The 16,104-nt window shown below is 51.4% G+C and carries 18 protein-coding genes; 8 read left to right on the top strand and 10 right to left on the bottom strand.

The features are described from left to right. Positions 1-4 precede the first annotated feature (4 nt). On the bottom strand, positions 5-2,281 hold the full coding sequence (locus ACB496_RS12215; protein ID WP_371972674.1) for an FdhF/YdeP family oxidoreductase: 2,277 nt from the start codon (positions 2,279-2,281) through the stop codon (positions 5-7). Between the two features lie 146 nt (positions 2,282-2,427). Beyond that, entirely contained in the window at positions 2,428-3,264 is an 837-nt protein-coding gene (locus ACB496_RS12210) for an alpha/beta fold hydrolase (protein ID WP_102103926.1), read from the bottom strand. Between the two features lie 278 nt (positions 3,265-3,542). On the opposite strand from ACB496_RS12210, the gene ACB496_RS12205 reads away from it, so the two are divergent. Next, positions 3,543-3,848, top strand: a complete 306-nt coding sequence (locus tag ACB496_RS12205; RefSeq protein WP_371972673.1) for a cupin domain-containing protein — start codon at positions 3,543-3,545, stop codon at positions 3,846-3,848. A 22-nt stretch (positions 3,849-3,870) separates the two neighbouring features. Here the strand turns inward: ACB496_RS12205 and ACB496_RS12200 are convergent, their stop codons facing one another. Then, a complete protein-coding gene (locus ACB496_RS12200; protein WP_371972672.1) occupies positions 3,871-4,761 on the bottom strand; it encodes an oxidoreductase in 891 nt (296 codons plus the stop codon). 143 nt (positions 4,762-4,904) lie between these two features. After that, the gene (locus ACB496_RS12195; protein ID WP_371972671.1) at positions 4,905-5,390 is read right to left on the bottom strand and encodes a DUF2938 domain-containing protein; all 486 of its coding nucleotides are present in this window, start codon (positions 5,388-5,390) and stop codon (positions 4,905-4,907) included. 71 nt (positions 5,391-5,461) lie between these two features. Here ACB496_RS12195 and ACB496_RS12190 point away from each other — a divergent pair, with 71 nt between their 5' ends. Both ACB496_RS12190 and ACB496_RS12185 read left to right on the top strand, forming a co-directional pair. Beyond that, positions 5,462-5,872 carry a helix-turn-helix domain-containing protein gene (locus tag ACB496_RS12190; protein ID WP_371972670.1) on the top strand — a complete coding sequence of 137 codons (411 nt, stop codon included), beginning with the start codon at positions 5,462-5,464 and terminating at the stop codon, positions 5,870-5,872. Between the two features lie 25 nt (positions 5,873-5,897). Then, complete coding sequence (locus ACB496_RS12185; protein ID WP_198520751.1) at positions 5,898-6,308, top strand: ASCH domain-containing protein; 411 nt, start codon at positions 5,898-5,900, stop codon at positions 6,306-6,308. On the opposite strand, the gene ACB496_RS12180 is transcribed toward ACB496_RS12185, so the two are convergent. After that, positions 6,224-6,835: a GNAT family N-acetyltransferase gene (locus ACB496_RS12180; RefSeq protein WP_371972669.1), complete on the bottom strand. Its 612-nt coding sequence runs from the start codon at positions 6,833-6,835 to the stop codon at positions 6,224-6,226. The two genes, ACB496_RS12185 and ACB496_RS12180, sit on opposite strands and share 85 nt — an antisense overlap. A 685-nt stretch (positions 6,836-7,520) precedes the next feature. On the opposite strand from ACB496_RS12180, the gene ACB496_RS12175 reads away from it, so the two are divergent. Beyond that, positions 7,521-8,063: a DUF3916 domain-containing protein gene (locus ACB496_RS12175; protein ID WP_371972668.1), complete on the top strand. Its 543-nt coding sequence runs from the start codon at positions 7,521-7,523 to the stop codon at positions 8,061-8,063. 98 nt (positions 8,064-8,161) lie between these two features. Here ACB496_RS12175 and ACB496_RS12170 read toward each other — a convergent pair whose 3' ends face one another. Continuing rightward, entirely contained in the window at positions 8,162-8,737 is a 576-nt protein-coding gene (locus ACB496_RS12170; protein WP_102103920.1) for a hypothetical protein, read from the bottom strand. A gap of 473 nt (positions 8,738-9,210) precedes the next feature. Between ACB496_RS12170 and ACB496_RS12165 the strand changes: the two genes are divergently transcribed. Continuing rightward, a complete protein-coding gene (locus tag ACB496_RS12165; protein ID WP_102103919.1) occupies positions 9,211-9,768 on the top strand; it encodes a hypothetical protein in 558 nt (185 codons plus the stop codon). A gap of 44 nt (positions 9,769-9,812) precedes the next feature. Continuing rightward, positions 9,813-10,694, top strand: coding sequence for a hypothetical protein (locus ACB496_RS12160; protein ID WP_371972666.1), 882 nt, complete (start codon positions 9,813-9,815; stop codon positions 10,692-10,694). Between the two features lie 256 nt (positions 10,695-10,950). Here ACB496_RS12160 and ACB496_RS12155 read toward each other — a convergent pair whose 3' ends face one another. Next, on the bottom strand, positions 10,951-11,745 hold the full coding sequence (locus ACB496_RS12155) for a helix-turn-helix domain-containing protein (RefSeq protein ID WP_371972665.1): 795 nt from the start codon (positions 11,743-11,745) through the stop codon (positions 10,951-10,953). 105 nt (positions 11,746-11,850) lie between these two features. Here ACB496_RS12155 and ACB496_RS12150 point away from each other — a divergent pair, with 105 nt between their 5' ends. Further along, positions 11,851-12,978 carry a Bcr/CflA family efflux MFS transporter gene (locus ACB496_RS12150; RefSeq protein ID WP_371972664.1) on the top strand — a complete coding sequence of 376 codons (1,128 nt, stop codon included), beginning with the start codon at positions 11,851-11,853 and terminating at the stop codon, positions 12,976-12,978. 631 nt (positions 12,979-13,609) lie between these two features. On the opposite strand, the gene ACB496_RS12145 is transcribed toward ACB496_RS12150, so the two are convergent. Next, positions 13,610-14,470: a LysR family transcriptional regulator gene (locus tag ACB496_RS12145; protein WP_371972663.1), complete on the bottom strand. Its 861-nt coding sequence runs from the start codon at positions 14,468-14,470 to the stop codon at positions 13,610-13,612. Positions 14,471-14,567: 97 nt separating this feature from the next. Between ACB496_RS12145 and ACB496_RS12140 the strand changes: the two genes are divergently transcribed. Further along, a complete protein-coding gene (locus ACB496_RS12140) occupies positions 14,568-15,074 on the top strand; it encodes a phenolic acid decarboxylase (RefSeq protein ID WP_107703416.1) in 507 nt (168 codons plus the stop codon). Between the two features lie 73 nt (positions 15,075-15,147). Here the strand turns inward: ACB496_RS12140 and ACB496_RS12135 are convergent, their stop codons facing one another. Then, positions 15,148-15,639 carry a DMT family transporter gene (locus ACB496_RS12135; RefSeq protein WP_100779897.1) on the bottom strand — a complete coding sequence of 164 codons (492 nt, stop codon included), beginning with the start codon at positions 15,637-15,639 and terminating at the stop codon, positions 15,148-15,150. Positions 15,640-15,648: 9 nt separating this feature from the next. Then, on the bottom strand, positions 15,649-16,083 hold the full coding sequence (locus ACB496_RS12130; protein ID WP_371972662.1) for a DMT family transporter: 435 nt from the start codon (positions 16,081-16,083) through the stop codon (positions 15,649-15,651). Between the last annotated feature and the right edge of the window lie 21 nt (positions 16,084-16,104).

The following is a 16,104-nucleotide window of genomic DNA, read 5'->3' as shown; positions in this document are numbered from 1 at the left end:
TCGTTTATAGTGCGCGGATCTCTTTTGATCGCAGCGTTACCCGGACGGGCACGGATTTATAGGACGGTGTTCCGCTGTCTTTGTCAAGATAATCGAGTGGAACCAGTACGTTAGCCTCTGGATAATAAGCACCGACCGTACCGGAGGCAATGCTGTAAGCGACCACGGTGATGTCTTCCAGTTGCTGAACGCTGCCCTGCAACGCGGTGGAAATATCCACACGATCGCCGTGTTCCAGACCCAGCTGCGCCATATCGCCCTCGTTCATAAACAGAATATCGCGGCGGCCAAACACGCCGCGATACCGGTCATCGAGCGCGTAGATGGTGGTGTTGTACTGGTCGTGGCTGCGCAGCGTTACCAGCCTCAGCACGTTGTCGCCGACGCCCGGCTGGTTCTCATCGACACCTTCAAATACTGAGAACATCGCTTTGCCCGTGGACGTCGGCCAGACGCGTTCGGTTGGCGGGAGCGGCATGCGAAAACCACCGGGAATACGGATGCGCTGGTTGTACTGGTCAAAACCGGGGATGGTTTTTTCGATCAGATCGCGGATGAGATCGTAATCCGACACCAGGGTGGTCCAGTCGATGCGGGTGTGAGGCAACGTCGCTTTTGCCAGCCCGGCGACAATCGCTGGCTCTGAGCGCAGCTCAGGCGAGGCGGGTTTGAGCTTGCCGGACGAGGCATGAACCATCGACATCGAATCTTCTACCGTGATGGACTGGCGGCCCGTTTGCTGCATATCCAGCTCCGTGCGCCCAAGGCAGGGGAACAGCCAGGTTTGTTTCGCCGTCAGGAGATGCGTGCGGTTAAGCTTGGTGCCGACGTGGACGCTCAGATCGAGGCTGCGCATCGCCGGGAAGGCGCGCGCGTGATCGGGCATGGCGACGGCAAAATTCCCGCCGAGACAAATCATCGCCCTCGCGCTGCCGTTGATCATCGCTTCGGTGGCTTGTACCGCGTCGTGGCCGTGCGCCGCAGGCGGCGTAAAGCCAAACACCTCGTTAATTTTGCCGAGAAACGCCGCCGTCGGTTTTTCGGAGATCCCGACGGTGCGGTTTCCTTGAACGTTCGAGTGGCCGCGCAGGGGGCAAATCCCCGCGCCGGGTTTGCCAATATTGCCGCGCATCAGCAGCAGGTCGGCAATCAGACGCACGTTGGAGGTGCCTTTGTTGTGCTGGGTGATGCCCATGCCGTAGGTGATGATGGTGGCGTTGGATTTGGCATAGGCCTCTGCGACCTGGTGGAGGTCCTGGCGCGACAGGCCCGATTCGCGCTCAATCGACGCCCAGCTTGTCGCCTGGATATCCGCCGCAAAGTCATCGAAGCCCTGGGTGTGCGTGGCGATAAACTCGGTATCCAGCGCGTTTTCAAACGCCAGCAGATGTTTTGCGATGCCTTTCAGCGCGGCAGCATCACCGCCCGCTTTCACCTGGAAATAGGTCGAGGCGATATCGGTGGAGCTGTAGGTCGCCATCTCCATCACGCTTTGCGGATCGGCAAATCGCTCCAGCGCGCGCTCACGCATCGGGTTGAGCACGATAATCGGCACCTTGCGGCGGGCCAGCTCGTGCAGTGTTCCCATCATTCGCGGGTGGTTAGTGCCGGGGTTATGGCCGATTGAAATCACAAGTTCAGTGTTATCAAAATCGTCGAGCGACACGGTTCCTTTGCCAATCCCAATGGAGCGCGGCAGACCGACGCTGGTGGCTTCGTGGCACATATTGGAACAATCAGGAAAATTATTGGTGCCCAGTTCGCGGGCAAATAGCTGAAACAGGAACGCCGCTTCGTTGGAGGCGCGACCGGAGGTGTAAAACTCGACCGCATCCGGCGGGAGTTCGCGCAGTATTTCGCCAATGCGTGCAAACGCCTGTTCCCATTCGACCGGGCGGAAGGTGTCGCTCTCCCGGTGATACTCCATCGGGTGCGTCAGACGACCATAGCCTTCGAGTTCGAAATCGCTTTTTGCCAGCAGGGAAGTCACCGTGTTTTCGGCGAAAAACGCCGGGGTGACGCGTTTGCTGGTGGCTTCCCAGGTCACGGCTTTGGCGCCGTTTTCGCAGAACTGGAAGGTGGATTTATGCTCTTTGTCGGGCCATGCGCAGCCGGGGCAGTCAAATCCGTCAGGCTGGTTGGTGCGAAGCAGGGTCGCGGGGGCATCGAGAGTGTCCATCTGCGTGCGAACGGCGATGGCGGTGGCTTTCAGCGCCCCCCATCCCCCGGCAGGACCATCATAGTGCCGGATTCCTGGAACCGAGCGGCGTTTGTTATTCATGTAAGCTCCGACTATGTCGATCGATGAATCAATTCTACACCGTTGGAGTTAACGAAATAACAACAAATAATCATCATTTTTATGATGATTGAAGGCGTGCGGGTGAGAGGGGCGGTATAGCCTGGGCGGCTATACCGAGGGGGGGGTTAGCTGCGAATAAACGCCAGAAGATCCTGGTTAATCAGGTCAGCATGGGTGGTGTGCATCCCATGTGGCAGGCCTGGATAGACCTTGAGAGTGCTGTTGCTGAGAAGCTCGTCCTGAAGCAGGCTCGCATTTTTATACGGCACGACCTGATCGTCATCGCCCTGCAAAATCAGGGTAGGGACGGTGATAGCCTTCAGATCGTCGGTCTGGTCGGTTTCTGAAAACGCCTTGATACCCTCGTAGTGCGCCTTCGCGCTGCCGATCATTCCCTGTCGCCACCAGTTCTGAATGGTGCCCTGTGAGATTTCCGCGCCCTCCCGGTTAAAGCCGTAAAACGGGCCTGTCGCGACATCAAGATAAAATTGTGCGCGGTTGGCGGCCAGCGCCTGGCGGAACCCGTCAAAGACCTCAATCGGCGTGCCGCCTGGGTTCTCCGGCGTTTTGACCATTAACGGCGGTACTGCGCTGATCAACACCGCTTTTGCCACGCGCCCCTGCGGCTGACCATATTTTGCGACATAGCGCGCAACCTGCCCGCCGCCCGTCGAGTGCCCGATATGTACCACATTTTTCAGATCCAGATGTTCCACAACGGCGGAGACATCGGCGGCGTAGTGATCCATATCGTGTCCGTCGCTGACCTGGCTTGAACGCCCGTGGCCCCGGCGGTCGGACGCCAGTACGCGATAGCCTTGCGCCAAAAAGAACAACAGCTGGTTATCCCAGTCGTCAGCGCTCAGCGGCCAGCCGTGGTGGAAGAAGACAGGCTGCGCCTCTTTTGGTCCCCAGTCTTTATAGAAGATCTCAACGTTATCTTTGGTGGTGACAAATGACATGATTGAACCTCTCGGGTGGAGTGAAAGGAGATGGATAGTTCAGGTTGATGTGCAAACAGGTGGCAAATAACAACATTCAAGTCTAGTTGAGAATGTCATTGCGTGCCGGAATTCTGCGGCTGGCTCAATGGCTTCGCTTGTGAAAATGTTCTTCAAATTTAGTCCGTTATCTTTGCTTAGTTAAAATCCAGCAACCTTAACCTGATGAATTTATAACGGTAATTCACCTGTGCATGCTAAAGGTGGTAGCGCGGATCAGACTAAACAGAGAGTGTTCAATGAAAACCTCAATTGCGAGCGTGGTGGCAGACCTGCCGGATGTCTGGCGTTCGCGCGTGCTTGGCACCGTTGGGAACGCCAATATTAAAGTGCTAAAGATGGGCGGGGAGGGACTTCCAACCGAGGCGCATGATGATTTCGACGAACTGCTGCTGGTGCTGGACGGTGAGCTGCCGCTGGTGGTGGAGGAGCGGCACTTTACCCTGAAAACCGGGGAGTTCTTTATTGTGCCAAAGGGGGCGAAGCATTCCGTGCCGGAAGGGAGTTTTGGGGTACTGGTGGTAGTGGACGTGGGGCGGCAGTAAAAGCCCGCCCCGAGCGATAACGTCAACCCGGCCCCTCACTTCCCGCCGCCAGCAGCGGGACCACAACGCGGCTGATAGGGACAGGAATACCATGCTTTTCGCCATAACGCTGGAGCACACCGTTGCGAATATCCCACTCCAGCGGACGATTGGCCTGACGGTCGGCGAGAATTGACGTGCCTAAATCCGCCGGGGCACGATGAAAACCCTCAACGATCTCGTGCGGAACGTTATCGCCGAGCGATGCGCCTTCTGCCCGCGCCACGGCCAGACATTCGCGCAGGTACGCCAGTGCCAGCTCCGTGATATCTTGCCGCGAGAACATCCCTGCACGGCGGTTCGCCAGCACCATCAGGCCCGCGACGGCATTCTGCAACAGCTTGCGCCAGGCGATGGAGGTAAAATCCGCTGACAATTCAACCGCGCAGCGCGTCTCACTCAGCGCATCGCTGATCCGTGTTGCCTGCGGGATAGCGGGGAGGGTCAGGCGCGGTTTGGCGCGCAGCCACACGGAGGCGTCCGGCTCGCGTTGAGCCGGGAACCAGACCACCGACGGGACGACCACGGCACCGTTAACGTAAGGTTCGAGCTGCGCTTTTTGCTCAACGCCATTTTGCAACGCACAGACGACGGTGTTTTCATCGCACAGCGCGGCCAGCCACCCGGCGCTGTCAGCGACCTGGGTGGTTTTCACGGCCACAAATACAAGCGCGACCGGGCGGCTGACGCGCGAAGGATCGGTGATGACCGGACCGGGTACGATGATTTCGCCGTCATCGTGGCGTAACACTAACTGTGGATGAGCGGTGCGTCCGCAAAGAAGGGGCGTTCGGCCCACTTCATGCAGTGCCGCGGCAATGGTGGTACCGATAGCACCTGGGCCAATAAGCGCTACTGAGGGATGTTCAGACATTCTTTGTCCTCCTGAATGGGGCAAGCAGACCTGATTTATCATAATACTCCGCCGGCCCATCGCGTCTAACAGGAAAAAATGATGCCGACTTACGACGTTTTGGCTGACGTATGGCGGTCAGGCGTAACGATAAGCCCTATCCCTTAAAAGCTCATCACGCAGGCCGCGATATAAAGCCCGACGCCGTAAGCCAGATGCGTGAGCACACTGAACAGACGAGCCAGCCACGGGCGAGGCGTGCGTGACGCAGCAATGCCGAAACCCAGCGCAGGCTGCAGAATCAAAAAGGGGGCAAATAACGTTAACAGACCGGCGAGCAGTCCTGTCGAGAGGGAGGGGGTAGTGAACCATTCTGCTCCGTACAGCATCAGCGGCACGACAGCAAAAAGTATCCCGGTGAGATAGTGAAATACCCAGCCCGTCAACAGCTCCCCGCGTAGTGGCGGCGCTGAGACGATCGTGTGATGGCAAAACGTCCCGCCCGGCAAACCCAAAATCCAGCGGCCCACCAGGGCATAGTTCAGTGGCGGAACCTTAAGAGTGCGTTTCTGAAAGCAGGACCATATATCCATCACCCCTGTTGCGCCCATCCCCGTTATGACTGTTTTAAGCACCAACATCATATCCATAGTCTTCTCCTTGCTGATGAAATGCTAAGCTGGCAGACAGTGTGCAAGTTAAAGTCAGGTTTAAGTCAACGATGAAAGAACTGGATATCAGAGAAATCGCCGACCTTTCGGGCATTAATCCCTCGGCGCTGCGCTATTACGAGAAGAGAGGATTGATCCAGCCGGTGGGTCGCAACGGTCTGAGAAGGCAGTATCATGAGAATGTGCTTAATAAGCTGCAGCTGATCGCGCTGGGGCAGGCAGCAGGATTTTCTCTGGATGATATTGCAGCGATGTTTGGTGCAAAGGGGACGATCGCAATAGACCGCGAGCAGCTTCATCAGCAATCACTGAAGATTGACAACACCATTCGAAGATTGCAGCTATTAAGCCGCGGGCTGAAGCATGCCGCACGCTGTACACAACCAGAGCATACCGAGTGCGAAGAGTTCCAAAAAATTGTCTCAAGAGGGCTTCGGCTCGTTCGGTCTGGCAGCCGCTAACTCACTTAATGACAGGAAAATAATTATGACGACGCTGGATGAACTGCAGGTGAAGTATCCGGGTGCGAATGCCTGGCAAATGGGTGATAGCCCTGAGCTGGCTAACGAGCTTGCTGACCTGATTAAAAAAGGGATCAAAACGGCCTCATGTGGCTCTTTTTCATCGTATCAACAGGAGGAGACTGCTCCCCGGATCGGCAGCTATAACATCGTTCTTGATGGTCAGAATGCACCGGCGTGCGTGATCAGATTGATTTCAATGCGCCTGGTGCGTTTTTGCGATGTGACCGATGAGTTTGCCAGAAAAGAGGGGGAGGGCGATTTGAGCCTTGAGTACTGGCGGAAAGAACATCAGCGCTTTTTCGCGCGTGAAGGGGACTTCTCTGAAGAGATGGAGCTGATCGCAGAAGAGTTTGAGGTTGTTGAGGTTATTTGAGGCGGATTGTGTACGTCGCTGAAAGTCATACACATCGCTGCACGCCTCGCCGGGTTGAAACCTGACGCGAGTTCTTCAGCAATCTGGCTTACCAGATGCGGCGGTCGTGCGAGACCTTCTACAATTTCAAAACCCAATGTGGCGTAAAATCGGGCATTAAAAGCGGCCATTTTGTCTGTTGTCAGCGAGGCTCCCGTCAGACCACGCTGCTGACCAATAGTGAGAATAGCCTGCATAAGCCGTCTGCCGATACCGTGGCGTTGCCAGTCCGGATGTACATCCATTTCAGCAACGTGCAGCCAGGTCTCTTCAACTTTAGCTGCGACAAACCCTACTGGAACAGAATCAGACGTACAGGCCGTAAGCAGCAGACCGTTACGCCAGAAATCGCTCAATTCCTCCAGACTACACGCGCCCGCCTCGTCTGTTACCGCACCCGCATTACGCAAGGTTTCAAAAGCCGCCAATTCAATAGCGCGTAGCCTGCCAAAGTCTTCAGGGTGTGCGTGACGGATAGTGAAATCCATGACAAGGTTCTCCATGTGTGATGTCATTATTTTTACGGTCTTTGATTCGCAATGCACTGGGAATAACGGGGCATTCTTCTGTCCAGAATGGAGCATATCATGATGTTGGCAAGGCTTGCTTCTGGTATGACGAGGACTGGTTAAAGAGCGGGTTGATCCGCTTTGAGCGAATAGCGGACACCTCAGCTATTGTGGTTTACGAAGTTGCGCTTATGGTGTTTCCAGAATAAAGCTAGCGAGAACATCGTTATTTTTCTTATCGCATAATGCTTTTATGGGGAGTGATTTAGGCTAAAGGAGTAATCAATGTCACATTCGTCATCAAGAAGAAAAGTTCTAGCCGCAGAAGGCCTTCTTGCGCATAGAGCGTCACACGCACGGAGTTGCGCTAACCATGTTGCGAATAGATTGGGCATAACCCGCAGCGAGCTATTGATGAAGATTGAGATAGATACAGGGGCAAGTTTGATATCGCCGCTTACAGAAGATGAGTTAATGAAAGCGTTTTATTATATGGAAAACCTTTAGGAGCGACTGCTGTGAGCGAGGAGCGGACATAATTTCTCGCAAGCCGATTGCGGTGCGTTTGATTACATGCATAACGATAAGCTGAATAAATTAGGATAGAATGCTTTTGTGTAGGGACACAATTCTAACTGTTTGACGAGCTAAAAGTAAATTATTCATGAGTAGACGACTTAACAGAGACTATCGAACCAAAATCAGAAATATTCCCCGACGCATCAAAGCTCTTAACCGTTGGGCTAGTACTTTTCACAACCCCGAACGTAGCATTTTCTCAGAAGATGAGCATTACTGGAATTTTAAAATTCCAGTAGACATTAATATCGTTGAGGGGAAATGCAGCACGCTTAAAACCAAAGCGGATTGTGCGCAAGCTTTGATTAATGCATGTTCAAACCTCATAACGGCTACTGCTGGTATGAATTACAGCCCTCGAATTACCGCTGTCGTATGTCTTCCTGATATGTTTACAAGTGAGGTCTGCCTTTATCGATCTGAAGAATATTTTCAAGGCTTTATAGCTGAAGGTCGTTCTGAAAATGGTGCTTCGGCTTTGATCAAAGATCGTAGCCTTGTAGCTGAGTGGGGACTCGTTCTTCCTGCTAACATACAGGAAATCGGTATCACTCTCGAATATTATGGAAGTGAGGACCGTGATGAGTGGTTTACGGGAGAACGCTGGTATTATGGTCAGGTGACTTAAGGGGGTTGCTTTCATTTGATTAAAAATAAGGCACTTATAAAAAGGGACACTACTTTTGTCTAACGTCCGCTCCTGGCACTTTGCGGACAATAGATTGCTTATACTGCTCGGGCCAAAACCCAGGCCCAATCGTTGCTACAGAGAACACGATAGAAAGGTTTCACGCGGCATTTCACAAAATCAAGAATGTCTGCTTCGCTCATCGCTGAGGCCTTAGAGGGATAGTCGGGCCCCCAATCATCAAAGAGTTCATCGTATATGCCGTAAAGCTGCCAGCAGATGTTGCTGACAATACGGGAACCAAAAGATAGGTGAAAAGCAGGGATTTGGTGCAACCGTAACTCTATTTCTGTGGAAGAATCAGCTTGCATCAGACACCAAGCCTTAAACCTTAGCCACGTAATTGAACTAGTGCTGATGTCAGGGACAATCATGTTTTTTTCGTGCATATATGCATGAAGGTAGCGCTCAATCGCATCTGATTCAGGATGTTTATCTAAATTGAGGGAGGCTAAAATTAATAAGGTTTCAGAGCTATTGAGGGAGAGTAGCTCTCTTTCTGCCCATTCGGTGATCATTCTGTCGTAATCATCGACGCGATAAGCTTCGAAAGCTTCACCGAACGTTTTTAAACACAGAATTTCGTGTAAGTCATGCGTATATTTATTTTCCATAACATCATCCAATCCATGTTGTTTAGTGGGGCAAAAGTCTGGCTTCGGTGAAATGTTCTGACGCAAAATGAGCGTATCTCATTGCCGCCTTAATGTGTAGTGGTCGACAAAATTTGGCCACGGCATGAGATATTTCTAGAAAGATTAAAAGTCCGCTTCTGGCACACCGCGGACAGCTAACTGGGTTGACGATCCGCTGTGCGGCAGGTGCGGACGGCTTAGTGAATGTACATCAACAGTCAGAAGTGCTAAGGGGAAGGTAACGCTCACCAATAGCGAGAAGATGAATAACCACTCATCAAAGTCGTTTCTCTGCCGATATATCATGACGGTGTATTTAGGGTGAAAAGAGAGCATTTGTCTTCACCTGGCTATCCATTTGCAACTTTGTTGGCTATCGCCGGATAATTGAAGCGATAAGCTCAACAGGCGGGTGCAGCGGGAGCAAAATAATCTTGATAAGGAGTGATTAAGTGGCAGTTGTTCAAATTAAGTGGGACTGGCTGAAGTGGAACTGCCGCCAGACCTGGAAAAAAGATGTTCTTCCTGTATTGCAAAGCAGAGGCGTTAGTCAGGAGGATCTTAAACGGTGCGTTTATGTCATCAGGCTCGATGGCCTGTTTGCTATTGAATACCCACGCGGCATTTCTCCCACGGTGTACATCGGCGAAGGAAACTTTGAACAGCGCATTACTCAGCATAAGAACTGGCTGATGGATCTTGCGGACCTGCAAGGCGAGCATGAGTTCCTCATTGGCTATTGTTTCCCTCGGGCGAGAAACGCCTCAAAGGTATATTCTGAATTCGAAGCGATGCTCATTCATGAATTCCGAGACATTTACGGCGCGGCGCCACTGCGCAACAAGCAAATGGAGTTTCAGAAGTCGAATCACGAGTTTCAACCAATTACTGAAATTCGTAGCGCTATCATGATTGGCAAAGGGACACGGTTTCATTGGTCGGTTAAACCGATGAAAAGTTCATCGATGTATGATGTTTACCAACTCACTCAGGAGCAGGTTACCTCTTAATGAGATAATCTGGATAACCGACTGGTTCATGAGGACAACAAATAGTGTCATTCAATAATAAAAACCTGTTTATTACTCTCTTATCCCTCTGCACATTTCAGACTTATGCAGCACAATGCACTGTGGAAACCCTCGCTAAAAACAAACTGAACAACTTCATCCTTCTTGGTCAGCAGGCAAGAACTGAAACGCCCAAATCTGTATCAGTCACTATTGATAGCCCTGATGGATATCTCCGCACATCGCTTCAAAGCAACTTCAGTCAATGCGGTGAGCTAATAAGCGGCCATATGAAAGAGGTCAAAGCCTCAACGGGCCAGAACGGCGTTTTCACGGCAACCTCTGACATTCAGTTGAATAAAACGGAATTTGGCTGGCGCATCCAGGTAGACTCAAACGGGGTCATAGCCGATAAAAACAGCCAGAAAACCACGCAGATATATCGGCAGACTCTTGAGGGAATGTACCAGCTTAACAGTAAAGAAATAATCAGCCGCGCGATTAATCGTTCCGTTTTCGTGGCTACAAAACCGGGAGATAAAGACAAAACCGCAGTTGGCACAATCGACTACACCTTTAATTCATCAGGATTACTGGCAAGCGCGGTAAGCAAAGGACGTATGGCGATAGATAATAATACGATTGTATATATCTATGATGATAATCATCGTCTGATCAAAACCCAATCACCTTCAACCATAGAAGAGTATGGCTATGATAACGAGGGCCGTGAGTTGACCCTGAGCAAGACCCAGACGTATTTCACGATTGAAAAAAAACTGACCACCTGCAAGGAGTGGAACTCACATGGAGAGTGCACACATGCCAATATGGATATCACGATCACCCCAACCGATCGGACAGGAAAACAGTATATGGACAAACATAACGCCGTAATGACGGCGCAATATGAATACTGGAACTAACTGACTAAACAGAAAGTCCGCTTTGAGCGATAAGCGGACCTTCGCACACATGACACCACTGTCTGATAGAAACCAGAATCTCAATAAACAGCCTTCCTGATGAGTCTCAGAGAGAATGCATTCAGAACGTTATCATGCCCAAAAATATCCAGGACACCTTTTACGATCAACTCTCGACTCACCCTCTGCCAGCGCACATCGGCTAAATATGGAAGAACGCAATGGCAGCTCGATTAAAATAGGTTCGTACTGGCTGTTAAACCGAAGATACGTCCTGATGTTCAGCAATTGAATTCCGGAGGTAACGGGTCGGCGTTGTCCCCGTATATTGGCGGAAGAAGACAATAAAGGCACTGTCACTGACAAAATCAAGCTGCTGTGCAACCTGACTTAGCGACCAACCGTCACACAACATTTCCATCGCTTTCAGCAGCCTCCACTGTTGCCTCCAGCTCTGATAACTCATTCCCGTTTCCCGGATAAATATACGGCTTATCGTGCGTTCACATGCACCGACCTTCTGGACTAACTGGCCCAACCGTGGGGGTAACTCGCCTTTGCGGACCGTGTCCAGCCAGGTATTAAGTCGACTATCTGAAGGAAACCGTAACGTCCAGTTTTCACGTTGAGCATTTTTAATTTCTTCACAGAAAACAGTGAGTAGACTGCTTTGTCGTTCTGCGGACATTCCCCATTGCCAGAATGCCATCCGCTCGATCACCTCAAAGAACAGGGGATTAACTTCTACAATCTGCAGGGGTAATGCCGATAGCGGTAAGCTATTTGAAAAGTAAAGAGAACGGTAGGCCATTGAACCATTCATAATGGCACGATGAACCGTGCCGGCAGGAATCCAGGCAGCACGCCGGGGTGGGAGCAGGCAAAGGGTATTATCCAGCTCAATTGTGATACTTCCCGCTGCCGAAAAAAGTAACTGATGACGAAGATGGCTATGCATCCCTGAATCATGTATCCCCATATCGGATGCAATTCCGATAACCGGTTCATCGTACTGATCCGGATCGAAAGAATCTTCAGGGCTTATCTTCATTTTTTATGTCCGATTTTAAATATATACAGTCCTTATAATGATAATGTGACAAGAAAATTTCCACAATAATAGCCGCATGTTCTGCTTATTTAAGGGATTAATGTTATGGATACCAATAAGCAGCCACCGTTGTGGCTACTGACAATACTGATTATGTTTCCCCAACTGGTGGAAACCATATACAGCCCTGCATTGCCTGACATCGCCCGTGCTTTTCAGGTAGGCAGTGAACGTGCCACGCAGACACTTTCAGTCTATTTTGTCGCGTTTGCCGTCGGCGTTGCACTCTGGGGCTGGCTAAGCGACCGTATTGGTCGGCGACCGGCGATGATGGCCGGACTTCTGTGCTACGGGACCGGTTCCGCACTGGCGCTTGTAACCCCAGACTTTAGTGTTTTACTCCTGGCTCGCATGGTGGCGGCCATGGGGGCAGCTGCCGGGTCCGTTGTCGTTCAGACCATGTTACGGGATAGTTACGAATCAACGGCCTTAGCCCGTGTCTTTTCCGTAATGGGAGCGGCGCTGGCAATAAGCCCGGTTTTCGGTCTGGTAAGTGGAGGTTGGCTGGTTAGCCTGTACGGACATACAGGCGTGTTCGTTGCGCTGGTGACACTGGCCCTGGCGCTGCTGGCACTGACCGCATTACTGCTGCCTGAAACGCGGTCGGAAAATACTTCCAGTGCCCGTTTTGGCGGGCTGGGTTACCGAATGGCGGGTGATGGAAGGCTGTGGAAAAATGCAATGCTTGTTGCGCTGCTCAATACGATGCTTTTCAGTTACTACAGCCTGGCACCGTTTCTTTTCGGGCAACTGGGCTGGAGTCCCCGTGCTTTCGGATGGACGGGGATTTTACTGGCTTTAGCTTCTCTGTCGGGCAGCCTCTGGAACCGGAAACTGTTGTCTATAGGTTTGTCACCAGAAAAACTGGTGAAGAATGCCTGCCTGCTGGCCCTGTTATCCGGTATCGCAGCATGGATATTACAGCATTCTGTCTGGATCCTTTTACCGATGGCCGGGATTGTGGTTGCCTATGGCATCGCGATTCCAAACGTGCTCAGCCAGGCCCTGAGCCGATACCGTGAACAGACCGGAGCGGCCGGAGCGTTGTTTGGATTAGTCTACTATATGTTGCTGGGAATGATGCTGGGACTTGCCGGTATCGTGCAACAACTGGGATTGGTTCTGACCGCTTGTGCAGTAATAGCCTGGTTTTTTAGCCTTTCACGCCACTAAGGCTGCTGGCTTTAATATTAACTCGGGAACCTGTTAGAGAATGGGTTCCCGGTGCAATACTGAATGGTTTACGCCAACTGCAGTCCGGTTAGCTAAGAACTACTTTTAGCAATTATTGCTTCCTTGAGCCAGTAATGTCCTCTAATGGCACTAAGCGGACTTTCATATTTCAAACCCACGACTCCCCGAATACCATCATTATCCCTAATAGAATCTCTGCACTACCCAACTACCCAACTACCCAACTACCCAACTACCCAACTACCCAACTACCCAACTACCCAACTACCCAACTACCCAACTACCCAACTACCCAACTACCCAACTACCCAACTACCCAACTACCCAACTACCCAACTACCCAACTACCCAACTACCCAACTACCCAACTACCCGCGACACCTGACAAGGGTAGGGTATTTCAAAGCAGCCGATAACGCCGAAGTTGTTCCACCACGTAATCAGCACACTAAAGAAAAGCACCGAGGTAAAAGGCGGTGTGACGTTGACGTAATAAGGCACCCCCAGCAAACAGGCAGACACCCAATAACAAGCTTATATCGTACTGCAACGGAAGTACGATATAAGAATGTAATCAGGCGCTTATCGGCGCACCACATTGCGGTGTGGTTTAAAGCGCCTTTTTCAGGGCTGAAATCAGGAAACTGACCGGTTCATCGGGCGGAACATCACGGCGCAGGATGATGTGTAATGGCGTGACGCGGTGCGAGCCGTGGCTGAGGGGCAATGGTTGCAGTATGCCCGCCGCCAGTTGCTGGTGAATAGGGGCCTGCGGCAGCCAGCCGTATCCAAGACCGGCCACGACAGCGCCTGCCGCCGCATCCAGAGTGGAGAAATCCCAGTTTTGGCTATCCCCTGTGGCCGCTTTCCCGCTATCTGCTATTTGTATCCGTGGCCAGTTGCTGAGCAGTGCTTCGGTCAACGTGCCGGATACCGACAGCAGCGGATGATCGCGATGTGCCACGGCAATAAAATCCACGTTCATTAGCCACTCTCCCCGGCCAGTAATATTTTGCCGGTCGGTCACGATCATCACATCAGCATCGTCCACAGCGGACATGGTGGGGAACATGCTCTCGGTGACTTCCGTTAGCTTCACCCGAATAGTCGGCCAGCGCTGCTGGAATTGTTGCAGGGCAGAGAACAGACGCTCCCGAGGATAGATAACGTCCACCACCAAATTAAGCTGCGATCGCATTCCCTCCTGCAGAGTTGCGGCCTGAGCCTCCACATAACTAAATGTTTTCAGGAGCGGGCGTACCTGGCGCAACAGCGTGGCCCCGGTTGGGGTTAATACCGTACGACGCCCCTCTGGAACCAGCAGCGTCACGCCCAGTTGCGTCTGGAGCTGCGCGAGATTATAGCTAATAGAAGACTGGCTGCGGTGTAGCGTATCGGCGGCGCGGGCAAAGCTGCCGGTAGTGAACACACAGTCCAGGATTGCCCATTGTTCCAGCGTTGTTTTATTCATAATGATTCATTTATTCGATTAATATCATCATAAAATAGCGCTATTCATCAAAATATTAAAGCATTAGACTTATTTTATCGAACAGAGGAGACCTGAAATGAGCAACTTTGATAAACATGATTTGAGCGGTTTTGTCGGTAAACATCTGGTGTACACCTACGACAACGGCTGGAACTACGAAATTTATGTCAAAAATGAACAAACCCTGGACTACCGTATTCACAGCGGCCTGGTGGGGAATCGTTGGGTCAAAGATCAGCAGGCTTATATCGTCCGCGTGGGTGAGAGTATTTATAAAATCTCCTGGACGGAGCCAACCGGCACGGATGTAAGCTTAATTGTCAACCTGGGGGATAAACTCTTCCATGGCACTATTTTCTTCCCACGTTGGGTGATGAATAACCCCGAAAAAACGGTGTGTTTCCAGAATGACCATATTCCGCTGATGAACCAGTACCGCGATACCGGTCCGGCTTATCCTACGGAGGTTATTGATGAATTTGCCACCATCACCTTTATTCGTGACTGCGGTGCGAATAATGACGATGTGATTGCCTGCGCGGCGAGTGAATTGCCGGACAATTTTCCAGATAATCTGCGTTAAATAACACCCCGCTAAATTTAAAAGAAACCGGTCACGACGACGGTTTCTTTTTTTTGCTACTCATCCGGGACGTTTATTCGTTTACGGTTGCCTGATGACGCGTTTCTTTAGCCGGTGCTGCTTTGCTTCTGTTGCTGGAATAGATGAAGAATAGCGCGATACCCAGACAGAGGATGGCACCCAGACGATTCATTGAGAAGGGGATCGCCCCGTTGCCAAGCCAGCCAAAGTTATCAATCAGCATGCTCATTGTCAGCTGACCGAAAATCACCGCAACCGTTGCAACGGCTGTGCCGATACGTTGGACGGCAAAGACCATAATGACGATGTAAGGCACACCAAACATAGCACCTAACAGCTGCCACTTCGGTACATCCAATAGGCTGGTAGCATGTTTAGGCTCAAAGAAGAAAATCAGCAGGGCAGTAATAAGCGCGCCGACGGAGAAGGTCAGAAATGCGCTTTTGAATACACCCACTTTGCTACCCAGTTGGCCATTTATCGCAGCCTGAATGCTGAGCATTGCACCACCAATAACCGCCAACACAATCATCATAAATGTCATCATTTTTTCTTAACCCCGAGCAACAAGAACCAGCGCCAGTACGATAAAAATCAGCGCGATAATGCGTTTATTGTCAATTTTTCGATGTGGCGTGCCCAGCAGACCATAGTGGTCAATGATCAGGCTTTTGGATACCTGTCCTGCCAGAATACCTATCATCGTCATAGCGATACCGATTGCCGGGGTAGCGATGGTCAGAATAATGACGTAAACAGGGCCGAGCACCCCGCCCAGTAGGTTCCAGGAGGGCTGCGCGAAAAAGGATGGGCTATTGCGTGGACTGAAAAACAGCATCAGCAAAAATGTCAGGGCCGCACCCACGCCGAATACGCTGAATGTCGCCCATAAATCGCCGACTTTCCCTCCCAGCGGCCCCAGCAGCCCGGCCTCTACGGACAGTCCCATTCCGCCCGCGATAACAATTAAAATCAGTACCAGTTGCATAGCAAACTCTCTCCGGTTATC

This window comes from Lelliottia nimipressuralis (genome assembly GCF_041464075.1).
GTDB classification, from domain to species: Bacteria; Pseudomonadota; Gammaproteobacteria; order Enterobacterales; family Enterobacteriaceae; genus Enterobacter; species Enterobacter nimipressuralis.
Note: the sequence above shows the minus strand (reverse complement) of the source record. Positions and strands in the feature narration are given on the sequence as shown.